Origin of the sequence: Candidatus Campylobacter infans, assembly GCF_013416015.1 — a bacterium.
Lineage (GTDB): Bacteria > Campylobacterota > Campylobacteria > Campylobacterales > Campylobacteraceae > Campylobacter > Campylobacter infans.
Genome location: NZ_CP049075.1, coordinates 1,039,454 through 1,058,937, shown reverse-complemented (window position 1 = coordinate 1,058,937; position 19,484 = coordinate 1,039,454). Strand labels below are relative to the sequence as shown.

Annotated in this window: 19 protein-coding genes, 1 tRNA gene and 2 pseudogenes; 20 read left to right on the top strand and 2 right to left on the bottom strand. The window is 30.1% G+C overall.

The window, feature by feature from the left end:
* The first annotated feature begins 3 nt into the window (after positions 1 to 3).
* From CINF_RS05330 to CINF_RS05260, 16 genes and pseudogenes are all read left to right on the top strand, one after another.
* Complete coding sequence (locus tag CINF_RS05330; RefSeq protein ID WP_179974765.1) at positions 4 to 1,983, top strand: Tle-like phospholipase domain-containing protein; 1,980 nt, start codon at positions 4 to 6, stop codon at positions 1,981 to 1,983.
* A 153-nt stretch (positions 1,984 to 2,136) separates the two neighbouring features.
* Positions 2,137 to 2,262, top strand: coding sequence for a hypothetical protein (locus CINF_RS09095; RefSeq protein WP_275690493.1), 126 nt, complete (start codon positions 2,137 to 2,139; stop codon positions 2,260 to 2,262).
* A gap of 70 nt (positions 2,263 to 2,332) precedes the next feature.
* Positions 2,333 to 2,467, top strand: a pseudogene (locus CINF_RS05325) (calcium-binding protein); the annotation flags it as partial.
* A 318-nt stretch (positions 2,468 to 2,785) separates the two neighbouring features.
* On the top strand, positions 2,786 to 3,052 hold the full coding sequence (locus tag CINF_RS09090; RefSeq protein ID WP_179975943.1) for a calcium-binding protein: 267 nt from the start codon (positions 2,786 to 2,788) through the stop codon (positions 3,050 to 3,052).
* On the top strand, positions 3,012 to 3,158 hold the full coding sequence (locus CINF_RS05315; RefSeq protein WP_179974764.1) for a hypothetical protein: 147 nt from the start codon (positions 3,012 to 3,014) through the stop codon (positions 3,156 to 3,158). Before CINF_RS09090 ends, CINF_RS05315 begins: the two co-directional genes overlap by 41 nt.
* On the top strand, positions 3,130 to 4,419 hold the full coding sequence (locus tag CINF_RS05310; protein ID WP_179974763.1) for a calcium-binding protein: 1,290 nt from the start codon (positions 3,130 to 3,132) through the stop codon (positions 4,417 to 4,419). Before CINF_RS05315 ends, CINF_RS05310 begins: the two co-directional genes overlap by 29 nt.
* Before the next feature lie 430 nt (positions 4,420 to 4,849).
* Positions 4,850 to 5,083: a hypothetical protein gene (locus CINF_RS05305; protein WP_179974762.1), complete on the top strand. Its 234-nt coding sequence runs from the start codon at positions 4,850 to 4,852 to the stop codon at positions 5,081 to 5,083.
* A 445-nt stretch (positions 5,084 to 5,528) separates the two neighbouring features.
* A complete protein-coding gene (locus CINF_RS05300) occupies positions 5,529 to 8,519 on the top strand; it encodes a calcium-binding protein (RefSeq protein WP_179974761.1) in 2,991 nt (996 codons plus the stop codon).
* A complete protein-coding gene (locus CINF_RS05295) occupies positions 8,479 to 8,793 on the top strand; it encodes a hypothetical protein (RefSeq protein ID WP_179974760.1) in 315 nt (104 codons plus the stop codon). Before CINF_RS05300 ends, CINF_RS05295 begins: the two co-directional genes overlap by 41 nt.
* 27 nt (positions 8,794 to 8,820) lie before the next feature.
* Positions 8,821 to 9,000 carry a type II toxin-antitoxin system YoeB family toxin gene (locus tag CINF_RS05290; protein WP_179974759.1) on the top strand — a complete coding sequence of 60 codons (180 nt, stop codon included), beginning with the start codon at positions 8,821 to 8,823 and terminating at the stop codon, positions 8,998 to 9,000.
* 487 nt (positions 9,001 to 9,487) lie between these two features.
* Positions 9,488 to 10,189 (top strand): hypothetical protein, encoded by a 702-nt coding sequence (locus tag CINF_RS05285; RefSeq protein WP_179974758.1) that lies wholly within the window; start codon positions 9,488 to 9,490, stop codon positions 10,187 to 10,189.
* Complete coding sequence (locus CINF_RS05280; RefSeq protein WP_179974757.1) at positions 10,186 to 12,210, top strand: Tle-like phospholipase domain-containing protein; 2,025 nt, start codon at positions 10,186 to 10,188, stop codon at positions 12,208 to 12,210. Before CINF_RS05285 ends, CINF_RS05280 begins: the two co-directional genes overlap by 4 nt.
* A 144-nt stretch (positions 12,211 to 12,354) precedes the next feature.
* The gene (locus tag CINF_RS05275) at positions 12,355 to 13,515 is read left to right on the top strand and encodes a calcium-binding protein (RefSeq protein ID WP_338025064.1); all 1,161 of its coding nucleotides are present in this window, start codon (positions 12,355 to 12,357) and stop codon (positions 13,513 to 13,515) included.
* Positions 13,516 to 13,542: 27 nt separating this feature from the next.
* On the top strand, positions 13,543 to 13,767 hold the full coding sequence (locus CINF_RS05270; protein ID WP_179974755.1) for a type II toxin-antitoxin system YoeB family toxin: 225 nt from the start codon (positions 13,543 to 13,545) through the stop codon (positions 13,765 to 13,767).
* Between the two features lie 390 nt (positions 13,768 to 14,157).
* Positions 14,158 to 14,925, top strand: a complete 768-nt coding sequence (locus CINF_RS05265; RefSeq protein ID WP_179974754.1) for a hypothetical protein — start codon at positions 14,158 to 14,160, stop codon at positions 14,923 to 14,925.
* 135 nt (positions 14,926 to 15,060) lie between these two features.
* The gene (locus CINF_RS05260) at positions 15,061 to 15,234 is read left to right on the top strand and encodes a hypothetical protein (protein ID WP_179974753.1); all 174 of its coding nucleotides are present in this window, start codon (positions 15,061 to 15,063) and stop codon (positions 15,232 to 15,234) included.
* Positions 15,235 to 15,447: 213 nt separating this feature from the next.
* Here the strand turns inward: CINF_RS05260 and CINF_RS05255 are convergent.
* Positions 15,448 to 15,524: transfer RNA gene (locus CINF_RS05255), tRNA-Arg, on the bottom strand.
* A gap of 171 nt (positions 15,525 to 15,695) precedes the next feature.
* Here CINF_RS05255 and CINF_RS05250 point away from each other — a divergent pair.
* Positions 15,696 to 16,646 (top strand): cation diffusion facilitator family transporter, encoded by a 951-nt coding sequence (locus tag CINF_RS05250; RefSeq protein ID WP_179974752.1) that lies wholly within the window; start codon positions 15,696 to 15,698, stop codon positions 16,644 to 16,646.
* An 84-nt stretch (positions 16,647 to 16,730) separates the two neighbouring features.
* On the top strand, positions 16,731 to 18,005 hold the full coding sequence (locus tag CINF_RS05245; protein ID WP_179974751.1) for an MFS transporter: 1,275 nt from the start codon (positions 16,731 to 16,733) through the stop codon (positions 18,003 to 18,005).
* A 225-nt stretch (positions 18,006 to 18,230) separates the two neighbouring features.
* On the opposite strand, the gene CINF_RS09085 is transcribed toward CINF_RS05245, so the two are convergent.
* Positions 18,231 to 18,353, bottom strand: a complete 123-nt coding sequence (locus tag CINF_RS09085; RefSeq protein ID WP_275690492.1) for a hypothetical protein — start codon at positions 18,351 to 18,353, stop codon at positions 18,231 to 18,233.
* Between the two features lie 5 nt (positions 18,354 to 18,358).
* Between CINF_RS09085 and CINF_RS05240 the strand changes: the two are divergent.
* Positions 18,359 to 18,818, top strand: a pseudogene (locus tag CINF_RS05240) (ZIP family metal transporter); the annotation flags it as partial.
* A gap of 228 nt (positions 18,819 to 19,046) precedes the next feature.
* Entirely contained in the window at positions 19,047 to 19,466 is a 420-nt protein-coding gene (locus CINF_RS05235) for a pyridoxamine 5'-phosphate oxidase family protein (RefSeq protein ID WP_179974750.1), read from the top strand.
* Positions 19,467 to 19,484: the final 18 nt, after the last annotated feature.

Genomic DNA, 19,484 nt, shown 5'->3' with positions numbered 1-19,484 from the left:
CAAATGAAAAACATAACTTTAAACAATGTAAAAGATACGGCTTTTTTAGCCAATGAAAGCTATAAGAATGCTGTGGAGAATGATGAAAATATCAATAAGGAAAAAGAAATGTATAAAGGAAAACCTTTAACTAATCCAGCCACAAATTCTAGTTTTCAAGTAGTGGAACAAACAAATGAGGATGGTGGCGGTTTTAGTGGAACTGTGTTTAAAAACACTGAAACAAATGAATATGTAATTACCTTTCGCGGCACTGAGATTGGTGATGTTTGGGATTATTTAGATGATGTATCTATGTCGCTTACAAATACTGGATTGTTAGGAGGGCTTAATAGTGAGCAATTTAACCAAGCTTTTGCATTTGCTAGCAAGCAAATAGCTGAAATTTTAGCCAAAGATCCTGATGCTAAAATAAGCTTTACTGGGCACTCGCTAGGTGGGGCACTAGCTGCTGCTGTGGGAGCAAAGCTAAATATGGAAGCGATGACCTTTAATGCTTATCCTATAAAAAAATACATAGAAAATATTTTAAGCAAAGAGGAGCAAGAGGTAGCACAGGATAAAGTTTTAAATTTTTACGACACAAGAGACCCTATATCAAATGGCACTTACGGCGGGGAGCATTTTGGCAAAAGTATTGCGCTAGATACTGGCGGAAGTTTGATTTTAGATTTTTTTAGTAAAAGTGGTCCGCTTAGAGAACTAAGCTATATATACAAGCATTTAATAGAAAATTTAACAAAAGCTATTCAAAGTGGTAATTTTGATGAGAAAATATTAAGCGTATCCCTTTACGACCCTATCGCTCTTGATCTTGATGGTAACGGCAAGATAGATACTCTAAGCCTAGAAAACGGCGTATTTTTTGATCACAATGGTGATAAAGTAGCTTTTAAATCAAGCTGGGTAAATAGTAGTGATGGCATTTTAGCAAGAGATATAGATGGTGATGGTAAAATCACTAGCGGAGCAGAATTATTTGGCAACTTCACAAAACTAAAAAATGGCGAGTTAGCTAAAAATGGCGCCCAGGCTTTAAAAGATTTAGATGATAATAATGATGGCATTTTTGATAGTAATGATAAAGCCTTTAATGAAATTTTAGTTTGGCAAGATAAAAACAGCGATGGTATAAGCCAAAAAAATGAGCTAAAAACTCTAAATGAGCATAATATTAAAAGCATAGATTTAGAATTTATGGCTGATAATACAGCCCTAGATAAAGATAATAAGCAAATTTTAATTGGCTCATTTAGCACAAATATTAGCAATGAAAGCAAAAATAATCTAGCAAGTGATATTGATTTTAGTGTGGATACAATACAAAGAAATATACTTGATGATACAGATGGCATTATTAAAGGAACTGGTTTTGTAAGAAATTTTAATTTATCTTTAAATGATGAAATAAAAAATGCTTATGAAAGTTATAAAACATTAAATACAAAACAACAACAATTAAGCAATGTTGAAACATTAGTAAATTTATGGGCTAAAACAGCTAAACAATACAAAGAAATAGATAACCCTATCCAAAAAGCAAAAATAAACATAAGCTCAGTAGCAAGTGGCACTACAAGCTCTGGGATAGATGAAGCAATAAAAAGAGCAAATAATAATGAAATCACTATAAATGATGAAATACTAAGCAATGAAGGCAATATAATAACTAGCAATGAAAACGCACCAAACTCAAAAAGCCTAACACCAGGGCAAGCTTTGGCTTTATATGAGTTTAAAATTAGTGATACAGATAGTGCTAAAATACAAGAACTAGCCACAAAAGCAGCTGTTGTAAGTGTGTTTAGCGGTAAAGAAAATAAAGTTTTATATGTAAGTAGCAATGAAGAAGTAAAAAGCGCAATACAGAGTATTGAAAAAGCATATGATAGTATAATAAGTTATGTGTATAAATCTCTTTTAGTAAGCACAAGACTAGATAAATATGCTAAAAAATATAGAAGTAAATATGGCGCTAAATGATGATGATACTTATGAATTTGCTTTAAATTTCGATAAAGTAGCTATGCAATTTAAAGAAAAATTTACAAACTAGCGCAGCTGATGCTTTAATAGATTATATTGAATTCAATGCTATTTACAATGATAAAAATCTAAAAAAAAGCGGTAGAATCGATGTTGATTAAGCAAGCGATAGAAAATAAAGAGTTTTTAGAAAGCTTAGCCTTACTTGATGAAGAGCAAAAGTCTATAATTTTAAACACTACACAAAAAAATATTAGCACAAAATATAGTAACTGATACTGAATATTTAACACAAATTACTAATAATTTAAATATAAAAAATTTTTAAAAAGCTGGTGATGACAATAGCAGGTTAAATGGCTTGTATTCAAATGATGTGTTGCTTGGCGGCAATGGCAAGGACTATCTATATGGTGAAAATGGTGATGATATCTTAATAGGCGGATCTGGCAATGATTATTTAAATGGAAGCAGAGGTAATGATACTTATGTATTTGGTAAAAATTGGGGAGTAGATAGTATTTATAATTATGATAGTTATAGAATAAATGATGATAGTAAAGATATTATTGAGTTTAAAGATGGCATAAAACTTAGTGATTTATCATTTAGCTCAAATTCTAACTATGACCTAATAATAACACAAGGAAATAATAAAATAATAGCAGAATATGCTCTTGGTGATAATTACTATAAAATAGATAAAGTTAGATTCGATGATAACACAGAGCTAAGCTTTGCTGATTTAAGAAAATTAGTATTACAGGGTAAAGATAGCACTCAAAATCTTTATGGCTTTATGGATGTAGAAAATACAGTAAATGCAGGCTCTGGCAATAACTATGTATATGGCAACTCAAAAGACGATATATTAAATGGCGAAGATGGAGATGATAGAATTTATGGTGGAAATGGCAATGATACACTAGATGGCGGCAATGGCAAGGACTATCTATATGGTGAAAATGGTGATGATATCTTAATAGGCGGATCTGGCAATGATTATTTAAATGGAAGCAGAGGTAATGATACTTATGTATTTGGTAAAAAATTGGGGAGTAGATAGTATTTATAATTATGATAGTTATAGAATAAATGATGATAGTAAAGATATTATTGAGTTTAAAGATGGCATAAAACTTAGTGATTTATCATTTAGCTCAAATCCCTAACTATGACCTAATAATAACACAAGGAAATAATAAAATAATAGCAGAATATGCTCTTGGTGATAATTACTATAAAATAGATAAAGTTAGATTCGATGATAACACAGAGCTAAGCTTTGCTGATTTAAGAAAATTAGTATTACAAGGTAAAGATAGCACTCAAAATCTTTATGGCTTTATGGATGTAGAAAATACAGTAAATGCAGGCTCTGGCAATAACTATGTATATGGCAACTCAAAAGACGATATATTAAATGGCGAAGATGGAGATGATAGAATTTATGGTGGAAATGGCAATGATACACTAGATGGCGGCAATGGCAAGGACTATCTATATGGTGAAAATGGTGATGATATCTTAATAGGCGGATCTGGCAATGATTATTTAAATGGAAGCAGAGGTAATGATACTTATGTATTTGGTAAAAATTGGGGAGTAGATAGTATTTATAATTACGATAGTTATAGAATAAATGATGATAGTAAAGATATTATTGAGTTTAAAGATGGCATAAAACTTAGTGATTTATCATTTAGCTCAAATTCTAACTATGACCTAATAATAACACAAGGAAATAATAAAATAATAGCAGAATATGCTCTTGGTGATAATTACTATAAAATAGATAAAGTTAGATTCGATGATAACACAGAGCTAAGCTTTGCTGATTTAAGAAAATTAGTATTACAGGGTAAAGATAGCACTAAAAATCTTTATGGCTTTATGGATGTAGAAAATACAGTAAATGCAGGCTCTGGCAATAACTATGTATATGGCAACTCAAAAGACGATATATTAAATGGCGAAGATGGAGATGATAGAATTTATGGTGGAAATGGCAATGATACACTAGATGGTGGCAATGGCAAGGACTATCTATATGGTGAAAATGGTGATGATATCTTAATAGGTGGATCTGGCAATGATTATTTAAATGGAAGCAGAGGTAATGATACTTATGTATTTGGTAAAAATTGGGGAGTAGATAGTATTTATAATTATGATAGTTATAGAATAAATGATGATAGTAAAGATATTATTGAGTTTAAAGATGGCATAAAACTTAGTGATTTATCATTTAGCTCAAATTCTAACTATGACCTAATAATAACACAAGGAAATAATAAAATAATAGCAGAATATGCTCTTGGTGATAATTACTATAAAATAGATAAAGTTAGATTCGATGATAACACAGAGCTAAGCTTTGAACAAATAAAATTATTAGCTGCCTTAGCATCAAAAAACGCTGATATAATCTAATCTTATTTAATGTAATTTCTAAATGAGATGGTTTATTATGTAAGATCTGCTTTGCGTATTGTTATTTATAAAGTATTAGGTTTATGTGTGTTTATAATTATTTGTTGATTTTGTATTTTTGTAAGTAAAATAGCTTTGTGCTTTAAATTAAACCTGTGGATATAATTTGGCTTAATCCGTTAAATGAAATTTCTCTTATTTTTAATAAAATAGCCTAGCAAAAGCAGATGCTGTAATTACAATAAAATTAATCTACAATGAAAATTTAATCAAAAAAACGAAATAACTAATATTAATGTTATTGGCGAAGTTGAACTTGGTTTCAGCAATATTTAGCTAGAATTTAGCTTTAAAAGCTAGTTTTTTACTAAAATGCGGGTTTTGGTTTTAAATTTTTAAAAGGTTCTGAAAAGATAGACAAGGTGGAGCAATGGAACAAATAAATACAAATAAAGAACATTCATTATTTAGCATAAAAAATTATAGTGATAAAATGCTATTGTTAGCTATTATTATTATTGCGGTTGAACTAATAGTAAAGATTTTTCTTACTACTACTGCCGAACAAAGAGCCGTAGAAGTTGGCTCGTTTAGAGACAATAACCTTTTAGCTGCTACTTATGGAGTGCTTTTTTATCACTATTTATCTTTTTATATTTCGTAAAAATCCTATTATAAGTTTTTATAAAAAATAAAATTATTTATCAGAAAAATAATAAATACATTGAAATAACACCTGATAATATACTAAATTGTAGTGTTGCACTTCTTTATTCATTTTCAATGTATGGCGAAAGTAATAATTTAAACTCAATGAAATACAAAGTAAGTAAAATAAAAATTTTTTATAAGAATTATATTATATATATTTTTTATTTTTTTTCCACTTGCTTACATTCTTTCTTTTTTTATTTATAGAGAGATAACTTTAAAACTAAAAACTTTAATAATAGTGGATAATAATTTTAATATAATCGAAATTCCTTTTTACAAAAGAGATGAAAAAAAACTAAATAAATATTTTCAAAGTAATTTTAATATAAATATATTAGAGCTAGAAACTTTATACAGTTTTGATAACTTCGTAATAAAACTAAAAGGAGAAAACAATGGAAAATAACCAAACTACGGCAAAAACAATGCTAAAACAAGAAAACGACAATAGCATTAAAGATACCGTAAAAAATACTCTAAATGTAATTGATGCTGGCTTAGGCTCTGTTATAGATAATTTTAAAAATCTATACGGAGAGATTGAGGGTACAAAAGCTTTTGAATTAGCAAAAAGTTCTAAGTTATTATTACTAGATTTTACTTTAAGCTATGATAAAAACAAAGATATTGAACATAATATAGCCCACTATGTAGGAAATTTTATACAAGGAGCCTCTATTGTGGCTGTTGGAACATACTTTGGAAGTGGCATATTGGTCACCACAGCTTCTACACTAGCGGCAATAAAAATAAGCGATATTTTAAAAGAAAATTTTGGCTTTGAGCTGGGAAATTACACTGAAAAAATTTACGATAATGTATCAAAAGAAATTGGTGATACCGCAAAATTAAATACACAGGAGCTAGAAGGCTTAGCAAATATGATAAATAACGGCGATAATTCAGCTTTGTTGTATCCTAAAAAGAGTGGCTCAGACTATAACGATAGCTCAAATAGCGTAGTAGATATGCTGAGAACTATGTATCTACTAGCAAAAAGTGGATATGATACAACTAAGTTGCTTATAGATAAAAGCAAGCAAAGCGGGCTTTTTGATAAATTAGTTGCTAATTTAGGGGACTTTGTAGTAAATGGGCACTCACTTGGCGGTGATACGCTAAATATCTCACTTTACGACCCTATCGCCCTTGATTTAAACAATAATGGCAAAATTGATACTTTAAGCCTAGAAAATGGCGTATTCTTTGATCATAATGGTGATAAAATAGCTTTTAAATCAAGTTGGGTAAATAGTAGTGATGGCATTTTAGCAAGAGATATAGATGGTGATGGTAAAATCACTAGCGGAGCAGAATTATTTGGCAACTTCACAAAACTAAAAAATGGCGAGTTAGCTAAAAACGGCGCCCAGGCTTTAAAAGATTTAGATGATAATAATGATGGCATTTTTGATAGTAATGATAAAGCCTTTAATGAAATTTTAGTTTGGCAAGATAAAAACAGCGATGGTATAAGCCAAAAAAATGAGCTAAAAACTCTAAATGAGCATAATATTAAAAGCATAGATTTAGAATTTATGGCTGATAATACAGCCCTAGATAAAGATAATAAGCAAATTTTAATTGGCTCATTTAGCACAAATATTAGCAATGAAAGCAAAAATAATCTAGCAAGTGATATTGATTTTAGTGTGGATACAATACAAAGAAATATACTTGATGATACAGATGGCATTATTAAAGGAACTGGTTTTGTAAGAAATTTTAATTTATCTTTAAGTGATGAAATAAAAAATGCTTATGAAAGTTATAAAGCATTAAATACAAAACAACAACAATTAAGCAATGTTGAAACATTAGTAAATTTATGGGCTAAAACAGCTAAACAATACAAAGAAATAGATAACCCTATCCAAAAAGCAAAAATAAACATAAGCTCAGTAGCAAGTGGCACTACAAGCTCTGGGATAAATGAAGCAATAAAAAGAGCAAATAATAATGAAATCACTATAAATGATGAAATACTAAGCAATGAAGGCAATATAATAACTAGTAATGAAAACGCGCCAAACTCAAAAAGCCTAACACCAGGGCAAGCTTTGGCTTTATATGAGTTTAAAATTAGTGATACAGATAGTGCTAAAATAAAAGAACTAGCCACAAAAGCAGCTGTTGTAAGTGTGTTTAGCGGTAAAGAAAATAAAGTTTTATATGTAAGTAGCAATGAAGAAGTAAAAAGCGCAATACAGAGTATTGAAAAAGCATATGATAGTATAATAAGTTATGTGTATAAATCTCTTTTAGTAAGCACAAGACTAGATAAATATGCTAAAAATATAGAAGTAAATATGGCGCTAAATGATGATGATACTTATGAATTTGCTTTAAATTTTGATAAAGTAGCTATGCAATTTAAAGAAAATTTACAAACTAGCGCAGCTGATGCTTTAATAGATTATATTGAATTCAATGCTATTTACAATGATAAAAATCTAAAAAAAGCGGTAGAATCGATGTTGATTAAGCAAGCGATAGAAAATAAAGAGTTTTTAGAAAGCTTAGCCTTACTTGATGAAGAGCAAAAGTCTATAATTTTAAACACTACACAAAAAATATTAGCACAAAATATAGTAACTGATACTGAATATTTAACACAAATTACTAATAATTTAAATATAAAAATTTTAAAAGCTGGTGATGACAATAGCAGGTTAAATGGCTTGTATTCAAATGATGTGTTGCTTGGCGGCAATGGCAAGGACTATCTATATGGTGAAAATGGTGATGATATCTTAATAGGCGGATCTGGCAATGATTATTTAAATGGAAGCAGAGGTAATGATACTTATGTATTTGGTAAAAATTGGGGAGTAGATAGTATTTATAATTATGATAGTTATAGAATAAATGATGATAGTAAAGATATTATTGAGTTTAAAGATGGCATAAAACTTAGTGATTTATCATTTAGCTCAAATTCTAACTATGACCTAATAATAACACAAGGAAATAATAAAATAATAGCAGAATATGCTCTTGGTGATAATTACTATAAAATAGATAAAGTTAGATTCGATGATAACACAGAGCTAAGCTTTGCTGATTTAAGAAAATTAGTATTACAAGGTAAAGATAGCACTCAAAATCTTTATGGCTTTATGGATGTAGAAAATACAGTAAATGCAGGCTCTGGCAATAACTATGTATATGGCAACTCAAAAGACGATATATTAAATGGCGAAGATGGAGATGATAGAATTTATGGTGGAAATGGCAATGATACACTAGATGGCGGCAATGGCAAGGACTATCTATATGGTGAAAATGGTGATGATATCTTAATAGGCGGATCTGGCAATGATTATTTAAATGGAAGCAGAGGTAATGATACTTATGTATTTGGTAAAAATTGGGGGAGTAGATAGTATTTATAATTATGATAGTTATAGAATAAATGATGATAGTAAAGATATTATTGAGTTTAAAGATGGCATAAAACTTAGTGATTTATCATTTAGCTCAAATTCTAACTATGACCTAATAATAACACAAGGAAATAATAAAATAATAGCAGAATATGCTCTTGGTGATAATTACTATAAAATAGATAAAGTTAGATTCGATGATAACACAGAGCTAGACTTTGAACAGATAAAATTATTATCTGCCTTAGCATCAAAAAACGCTGATATAATCTAATCTTATTTAATGTAATTTTTAAATGAGATGGTTTATTATGTAAGATCTGCTTTGCGTATTGTTATTTATAAAGTATTAGATTTATGTGTGTTTATAATTAGCGGTGTGTATTTACGGCATATAAATGACAAACACCGCCTTGTGTATTATTTTAAAGAAAGCACGATTATCATTTTGGTGTGTAAAACGCACTATAAGGATAAATAGGCTTAGTTTAAATGGATTTTGTTTTATCAATTTAGTAACATTTGATATAAATATAGCTTCAATATCTAAATAACTTGTAAAGCTACGAAGTTAAAAGACCTTAAAATTTCTCTAAATTTAGCTTTTGTAATTCTTGGTGAATTGAGCCAAATAAAATTATTTAAGTCAATCTATTTTAAAACAAGGTGTATAATTAGCTAACTACACACCTTTAAGATAGTAAATAAAATTTTACTTTTAAAACATTACTAGTCAATTTAAAAAATATTATTTTAAAACATAGAATAAATTTATTTGCGGTTTTGCCTTACCTGTAAATTTTAAGCGTTTTATAAAATTTTTATTTATTTTAAATTGTAATTATATTTTTATAAAAAAAATAATTTTAGCATAAAACTATTGATTTTTTTTATAAGAATTATTTAAAATATTAATTAGAATTTTATAATTAAAAAAATACAAAATTTTTTTAAAGGAATTTTATTTTATGATTTTTTTGATAATTATTCTTATGTTTGTGCCTTTTTGTGTTTTGCTTGCTTATTTGTATGCTTATGTGCTTTTTGGCGTGCTAAATCTTAGTAAAAAGCTTAGTGTAAAAATAAGCTTTTTGGTTTTTTATGCGATTTTTATTTTGCTTATTTTATATTTTGGCTTTGGGGCTGAGTTATTTCTTGCCGTGCCTGTAATGATTTTATCAATACTAATACTTAAAAGAAAGCAATACTTTATAAATTTTACAAAATTAAGGCTAGCAATAGCAAGCGCGTGCCTTTTAGTTTATGCTTGGCAGCTTGAAGTGCCGCAAAAGATAATAATTAACATGATTGATGTTGGGATAGAAATATTTAATAATAACTACACAGTGCTAAATGAAAATGATAAATCTAATATAAAATTAAAGTTTGAAAATGATGGGTATTTGCCAAATATTTCACTATTTGAGATTTATTTTAGAAAAGCAGAAGTTTATATCTATGATGATATAAATAAAACAATCAATGAACGAAAAATAGGCCAAATAAAAACAGCTTTTATAGCAGAAAGTACTTTGATGTGCTTTTTAAGAAATATAGAAACGGGCAGTAAATGCACGGGTTTTACACACGGATCTAAATATAAAGTAAATGGAAAAAAACTTACTATACTTGAATATATTAAACAACATCAAAAAGGAGAAAAAAAATGAAAAACATTGCGCTTACAGATGTTAAAAATTTTGCTTATTTGGCAAATGAAGCTTATAAAGTTGAAAAGCCGACTAGCGATGATGATTACAAAAAAGATAAACATTTGCCAAAAGATGGAATAATCACCAACCCTGCTACAAATTCTAGTTTTGAAGTTATCGACCAAATTAATGAAAAATCAAAATTTTTTGGAGTTGATACTGGTGGTTTTAGTGCAACTGTGTTTAAAGACACAAACACAAATGAATATGTCATAGCCTTTCGTGGCAGTAATGATGCACAAGATTATCGTGATAATTTAATAATGGGAGCTACTAGCACAGGCTTGCTTGGTGATATTACAAATAAGCAATTTAGTCAAGCTTTTGCTTTTGCTAGTGAGCAAATAGCTAGAATACAAGCACAAAACCCAGATGCTAAAATAAGCATAGCAGGGCATTCATTAGGCGGAAGCTTAGCACAAGCAGTGGGCGCAAAGTTAAATATGCAAACTATAACTTTTAATGCTTATGGAGTAAAGGCGTATGTAGAAAATATTTTAAATGAGGATGAGCTAAACACAGCAAAAAAGAACATACTAAATATTTACAATGCAAAAGATCCTGTATCAAATGGAACTTTGGGTGGGAAACAATTTGGTATAAATATAGCTCTTGATAGCGATAATTACGATGGCTTGGATATATTTGGTATAATTAAAAATGCAATAACTGGATACGATGAGCATTTAATAGAAAAGCTTATTGCTAATTTAGATGAAGTCGAGCATTTTTTACCTATCATAAACATCAGTCTTTACGATCCTATTGCCCTTGATTTAAACAATAACGGCAAGATAGATACTCTAAGCCTAGAAAATGGCGTATTCTTTGATCATAATGGTGATAAAATAGCTTTTAAATCAAGCTGGGTAAATAGTAGTGATGGCATTTTAGCAAGAGATATAAATGGTGATGGTAAAATCACTAGCGGAGCAGAATTATTTGGCAACTTCACAAAACTAAAAAATGGCGAGTTAGCTAAAAACGGCGCCCAGGCTTTAAAAGATTTAGATGATAATAATGATGGCATTTTTGATAGTAATGATAAAGCCTTTAATGAAATTTTAGTTTGGCAAGATAAAAACAGCGATGGTATAAGCCAAAAAAATGAGCTAAAAACTCTAAATGAGCATAATATTAAAAGCATAGATTTAGAATTTATGGCTGATAATACAGCCCTAGATAAAGATAATAAGCAAATTTTAATTGGCTCATTTAGCACAAATATTAGCAATGAAAGCAAAAATAATCTAGCAAGTGATATTGATTTTAGTGTGGATACAATACAAAGAAATATACTTGATGATACAGATGGCATTATTAAAGGAACTGGTTTTGTAAGAAATTTTAATTTATCTTTAAGTGATGAAATAAAAAATGCTTATGAAAGTTATAAAGCATTAAATACAAAACAACAACAATTAAGCAATGTTGAAACATTAGTAAATTTATGGGCTAAAACAGCTAAACAATACAAAGAGCTAGATAACCCTATCCAAAAAGCAAAAATAAACATAAGCTCAGTAGCAAGTGGCACTACAAGCTCTGGGATAAATGAAGCAATAAAAAGAGCAAATAATAATGAAATCACTATAAATGATGAAATACTAAGCAATGAAGGCAATATAATAACTAGTAATGAAAACGCGCCAAACTCAAAAAGCCTAACACCAGGGCAAGCTTTGGCTTTATATGAGTTTAAAATTAGTGATACAGATAGTGCTAAAATAAAAGAACTAGCCACAAAAGCAGCTGTTGTAAGTGTGTTTAGCGGTAAAGAAAATAAAGTTTTATATGTAAGTAGCAATGAAGAAGTAAAAAGCGCAATACAGAGTATTGAAAAAGCATATGATAGTATAATAAGTTATGTGTATAAATCTCTTTTAGTAAGCACAAGACTAGATAAATATGCTAAAAATATAGAAGTAAATATGGCGCTAAATGATGATGATACTTATGAATTTGCTTTAAATTTTTGATAAAGTAGCTATGCAATTTAAAGAAAAATTTACAAACTAGCGCAGCTGATGCTTTAATAGATTATATTGAATTCAATGCTATTTACAATGATAAAAATCTAAAAAAAGCGGTAGAATCGATGTTGATTAAGCAAGCGATAGAAAATAAAGAGTTTTTTAGAAAGCTTAGCCTTACTTGATGAAGAGCAAAAGTCTATAATTTTAAACACTACACAAAAAATATTAGCACAAAATATAGTAACTGATACTGAATATTTAACACAAATTACTAATAATTTAAATATAAAAATTTTAAAAGCTGGTGATGACAATAGCAGGTTAAATGGCTTGTATTCAAATGATGTGTTGCTTGGCGGCAATGGCAAGGACTATCTATATGGTGAAAATGGTGATGATATCTTAATAGGTGGATCTGGCAATGATTATTTAAATGGAAGCAGAGGTAATGATACTTATGTATTTGGTAAAAATTGGGGAGTAGATAGTATTTATAATTATGATAGTTATAGAATAAATGATGATAGTAAAGATATTATTGAGTTTAAAGATGGCATAAAACTTAGTGATTTATCATTTAGCTCAAATTCTAACTATGATCTAATAATAACACAAGGAAATAATAAAATAATAGCAGAATATGCTCTTGGTGATAATTACTATAAAATAGATAAAGTTAGATTCGATGATAACACAGAGCTAAGCTTTGCTGATTTAAGAAAATTAGTATTACAAGGTAAAGATAGCACTCAAAATCTTTATGGCTTTATGGATGTAGAAAATACAGTAAATGCAGGCTCTGGCAATAACTATGTATATGGCAACTCAAAAGACGATATATTAAATGGCGAAGATGGAGATGATAGAATTTATGGTGGAAATGGCAATGATACACTAGATGGTGGCAATGGCAAGGACTATCTATATGGTGAAAATGGTGATGATATCTTAATAGGTGGATCTGGCAATGATTATTTAAATGGAAGCAGAGGTAATGATACTTATGTATTTGGTAAAAATTGGGGAGTAGATAGTATTTATAATTATGATAGTTATAGAATAAATGATGATAGTAAAGATATTATTGAGTTTAAAGATGGCATAAAACTTAGTGATTTATCATTTAGCTCAAATTCTAACTATGACCTAATAATAACACAAGGAAATAATAAAATAATAGCAGAATATGCTCTTGGTGATAATTACTATAAAATAGATAAAGTTAGATTCGATGATAACACAGAGCTAGACTTTGAACAAATAAAATTATTATCTGCCTTAGCATCAAAAAACGCTGATATAATCTAATCTTATTTAATGTAATTTCTAAATGAGATGGTTTATTATGTAAGATCTGCTTTGCGTATTGTTATTTATAAAGTATTAGATTTATATGTGTTTATAATTAGCGGTGTGTATTCACGGCATATAAATGACAAACACCGCCTTGTGTATTATTTTAAAGAAAGCACGATTATCATTTTGGTGTGTAAAACGCACTATAAGGATAAATATGCTTGGTTTAAATGGAATTTGTTTTATCAATTTAGTAACATTTGATATAAATATAGCTTCAATATCTAAATAACTTGTAAAGCTACGAAGTTAAAAGACCTTAAAATTTCTCTAAATTTAGCTTTTGTAATTCTTGGTGAATTGAGCCAAATAAAATTATTTAAGTCAATCTATTTTAAAACAAGGTGTATAATTAGCTAACTACACACCTTTAAGATAGTAAATAAAATTTTACTTTTAAAACATTACGAATCAATTTAAATCTGTAAATTTTTAAGCATTTTATAAAATTTTTTATTTATTTTAAATTGTAATTATATTTTTATAAAAAAATAAATTTAGTATAAAACTATTGATTTTTTTTATAAGAATTATTTAAAATATCATTAGAATTTTATAATTAAAAAATACAAAATTTTTTTTTAAAGGACAAAAATGATTCTTGTCATATTTTTGCCTATGTTTTTTATGATTTTTATGGTGTTTTTCCCGCTTTTTTGGGCGTTGGCTATTTGTGGGTGCTGGTTTTTACCGCTTACAAAATTTAGCAAAGTATTGATTAGCGTGCTTATTTTAGCAATGCTTTGTGGTGGCATTGCCTTTTTATTTTTTGATAAAGAAAGTAGATTTTTTTCATTTTTATTTGCTTGCGGATTTATATCTTTGCCTGTATTTTTGCGCTATTTTTGGCGGAGCCAAGAATCATATGAAAAATACTATCACATCATACACACAAACCCCCTAGCCCAAAATAACTTAAAACGCAGAGCGATATCACTTTTTAGTATCGGCTTGTTAGGCACATTTATGAGCTTATGGCAGGTTGAAGTGCCGCAAAAGGTGGTGTTTAAAGTTGCAACTTTAATAGCTGGAAATTCTTATCCTATTGTTGAAATTATAGATAATAATGTTAGTCAAGATTTAATGTGGCGGTATGGTTCTACTAAAGAATTAAGAGACTGCCAAGACAAAGATTTAAATTGCCCGTTTTTTAATTTTAAATTTCCAATTTATGAAGTACATGCTGAAGTAAATGGTACAAACATTGTAATAGCAATAGAATATAATATTGCTTATAGCACAAGCACATTAACTAGATTTTTAAGTAGCATCGGCTCTACTAAAAGAATAGAATATCAAAATACATACAAATCAGTAAAATCAATCTTAAATAAAGGAGAAAATAATGGCACAGCAAAATAGTATAAATCTAAGCACGATAAAAGACGCTGCTTTTTTAGCCAATAAAAGTTACAAAACAGCAACAATCTTGCTGATATAGTATCTGTAAGTAGCAGTGGAAAAAATTCAAAATTTTAAATTAAAAGGGCATAAAATATGTTTAAGCAAGCATTTTTATTTGGAGTTATTTCTTTTTTTATAGGTCTATACTTACTTTTAAGCGCGTATTATACAAAAAAATACAGCGGTTGTTTATATGATTATTTTATAAAATTTGCATTATTAAAATCTATTTTAGCCGATGGTAGAGTTAAATATAGTGGCACTTGATATAGAATTTGCGAAAATGTTATATATATTTTTAAAATTTTATTTGCTGTAATTTCTTATATTTTGTTTTATTTGCTGTATGCGCAATAATAAATTTAATATAAAAGGAGTAATAATGATAAGTTTTGCAAGCATAAAAAGCGTGGCATAAAAATCCTTGATGTAGAGATTAAAATTTAATGTGATAGTTTAAAAATGTGATTTATAAAAAAGTGGTACGCCCTAGAGAATTCGAATCTCTGACCTCTTGAACCGCAATCAAGTGCTCTATCCAGCTGAGCTAAGAGCGCACAAAAAAGAGCGCAATTATACCTTTTTATACTTAAATACAAATAAAAATAAATCATAAAAAATATTAATACAACATTAAACTTTAAGCATTAAAATTTGCCGTATTTTAGCTAAGCCTATGCTTTTGAAATGCTGAAATAATCAAGTTTAATAAAAAATAAGGAAATTGTATGGATTCAGCTAAGTTTTTATTACACGAGCCTTTATTACGAAAAAATCATACAGATTGTGCGCATTCATGCTCTAATGGCGCTCACGAAGCCCACAACCATTTTGATGCACGAAAAGGCGATAAAAAGGTGCTTTTAATAGCTTTTAGTGCTACAAGTGCGATGATGATTGTTCAATTTATTTATGCTTTGCTTAGCAATTCTTTGGCGCTTTTAAGCGATACTTTACATATGTTTAGCGATGCGTTTGCGCTGGCTCTTAGTTTTTTGGCTATTTTAGCCACGCAAAAGCTCCAAAGTCCGCAAAAAACTTTTGGCTATTTTCGCCTTGAAATTTTGGTGGCATTTATCAATGGGCTTACGATACTACTAGCTGCTGGATTTGTAAGCTATGAGGCCATACAAAAGCTTTTAAATCCAAGCGAGATTGATGCTAAAACTATGCTTATTGTGGCGTGCGTGGGATTTTTGGTTAATGTTTTTGTGGGCGTTTTGATGTTTAAGGGTGCAAATTTGGATAATATCAATATGAAATCGGCCTTTTTTCATCTTTTGAGCGATTTGTTAAGCTCTGTTGGCGTGATTATCGGTGGTGTGATTGTGTATTTTACAAAATTTTATTATATAGATACGATTTTAGGGCTTATAATTGCCTTGCTTTTGCTTCGCTGGGCATTAATATTAATTAAACAAAGCGTAAATGTTTTGCTTGAAAGTTCGCCTATTGATATGCAAAAAGTAAGCCAGCAAATTTTAATCAATAAAGAAGTAGAGCAAATTTTAGATTTACACATTAGCCAAATCACGCATAAAATGTTCGTTGCTACAATGCATATTCGCATTAATAAAGAAAACTTAAATGAGTTTGAAAGTTTATCTAAAAAGATCGCAAGCACGCTTTATGAAAAATTTGATATAGGCCATTGCACGATAGAGCCAAGTTGGAGTTAGTTAATCTAACAAAAATAAATTTTAAACGCGGCGCGCCAGTAAAAAATTAAAATTTCTAGCTAATTCTTGATAAAAAGGACAAAAATGCAAACAACCAAACTAAGCAAAAAGGCTCAAATTCACTCTGTTATCGCTGCAAGTAGTGGCAATCTTGTTGAATGGTTTGACTTTTATATTTATGGTTTTGCGGCTGTGTATTTTGCTCATAATTTTTCTAATGCCACTTCAACACTTTTTGCGCAAATTGAAATTTTTGGTGTCTTTGCGGCTGGCTTTTTAATGCTGCCTGTTGGAAGCATTATTTTTGGCAAAATGGCTGACATTAAGGGGCGTAAAAAGGCGATGATAGTTTCTATCATCTTTATGTCATTTGGTTCTTTTGGCATAGCCCTTTTACCTGATAAACAAGCAATTGGAGATATGGCTGTGGTGCTTTTGCTGCTTTTGCGGCTTATTCAAGGCATAGCAGTTGGCGGGGAATTTGGTATAGTTGCAGCTTATTTAACAGAAATCGCCCCACAAGGTAAAAGAGGCTTTGTATCAAGCTTTCAATATGTTACCATAATCGGCGGACAACTTCTTGCGGTTGCAAGCATTAGCCTTTTATTTTTGTTTATAGACGAAAGACAAATGCAAGAATTTGGTTGGAGAATTTTATTTTTCGTGGGCGGAGTTTTGGCTATTTTAAGCCTCTTTTTTAGAAGTTTTATACAGGATAATTCTCATAAAGTCCTTGAAAATTATGCTGATAGAGGGAGCTTTAAAGCCCTTTTTAAATCCTACAAAGCCCTTTTAATAGTAATAGGCGTAACGGCTGGTTGCACCATAGGCTTTTATGCAATCACAGTTTATCCTAAGGTATTTATGATAAATAACGGCGTTGATACAATCTTAGCCAATAACATTATGCTAGGCTCTTTATTTGTGCTGTGTGTGGCTATACCCTTTATCGGTGCAATTAGCGATAAAATAGGCTTTAAAATTTCACTCTTCATTTATCTTGGTTTTTGTCTTGTAGGGACTTATCCGCTTTTTATGGCTTTAAAAAGCGTAGCATTAAGCGGGTCAAATGAGTTTTTACTCTTTGTTATAGTTTGTTTTATGTGTTTTATGTTGAGTTTTTACACAGCTGTGGCAGCCATTTCTAAAACCTCACTTTTTCCACCCCAAATTCGCGCACTTGGTGCTGGACTTGGGTGTATGATAAGTGTGGGACTTTTTGGCGGAAGCGTGAATTATGTAGCCTTGCAATTTAAAGCACTTGGCATAGAATGGGGCTTTTTTGTGTATTTTGGCGTTATTGCTTGTATCTCGCTTATTTGCACAGCTTTAATACCAAAGCAAAGAGAACTTGATTAGAGCGCACTGCCTTTAATGCAATTTTATTGCTTGCGTAAGTAAAGGCACAAAAAATGGCTTATTTCGTGAGTTTAAAAATCACGCTTTTGTGAGTTTAAAATCACGCAAGCATCATGCCAAATTATATTATCGTTTTTGAGCAAAGGCCTAGTATTTGTAAATGCGCTAAGTAAATGCGTTATTTTCTTGCTAATGCGCTAGCAAGGCATTTGTAGCCTTGCCTTGCTAAATTTTACATAAAATTTGATGTGCCTTGCTTAAATCCACAGCCAAATCCTCATCTATACCGCAATTAACAAGCCTTTGCGTGCGGTTTATATGCATTTTGGTTTTTAAGTTTTCAATCATTTCAAAAAAAGCTGCAAAGAATGAGCGTTTTGCTTGCTATCATCATCGCCCTACACAACTTCCCTGAGGGCTTTGCGACCTTTATATCTACGCTGAGCGACTTTTCTTTCGGGCTTGTGATAGCTTTGGCTGTGATGATACACAACATACCAGAGGGTATGATGGTGTCCTTGCCGATTTATCATTCCACAGGTAGCAAGAAAAAAGCCTTTGTGTATGCCTGCCACGCTTTCAGGGCTTAGCGAGCCTTTGGGTGCGCTTGTGTGTGCTTTGGCACTTTTGCCCTTTATGAGTGAAACCGTGCTAGCGGTGATTTTTGCGCTTGTGGCGGGGATAATGGTGTATATTTCTTTTGATGAGCTTTTGCCTGCGGCGAAATTCTACGGCAAGGCGCACCACTGCCTTTACGGCTTGCTCGTGGGAATGGGCGTGATGGCGTTTAGCCTGCTTTTGCTGAATGGCTAATTTTTTGTGAATTTAAATTTGCTTTTAATTAAATGCTAAATGAGCGAAAATTTCGCTATCTCACAAAGGACGAGTATGACAAACTACGAGATTTCCTCAAAATAAATGTGGTGAGATATTAAATTTTTATGTCAAATTCTCATATCAATTTAAAAAATCTCAAATTTTATAAAACTTTTATCGTTATTTATATTATAATCATATATAAATAATAGAGGGGGAATTTTTATGGATACGCTCAAAGAATTTCAAAAAATGATGGCAGAACAAACCGACCTTGCCTTAGCAACCGTTGGAGCAGACGGCATTCCAAATGTTAGAGTTGTTAATTATTATTTCAATCCCGAAAATAATGTTATATATTTTGCGACATTTAAAAATAACGACAAAGTAAAAGAAATAAAACAAAATCAAAATGTTGCCTTTACAACAATCCCAAAAAAAGAAAACGAGCATATAAAAGCGAAAGGAATTGCTATTAAGAGTAAAAAATCTATTTTTGATTTGGCGGATTGTTTTTGCGAGAAAATACCTGATTACCGAGAAACAATAGAATATGGCGGAAAATCACTGATAGTGTATGAAATACACTTCAAAACAGCAACTGTTGTTTTGGATTTATCTAATATCAAAACTCTCAAATTGTAACAGCTAAAACCAAACTTT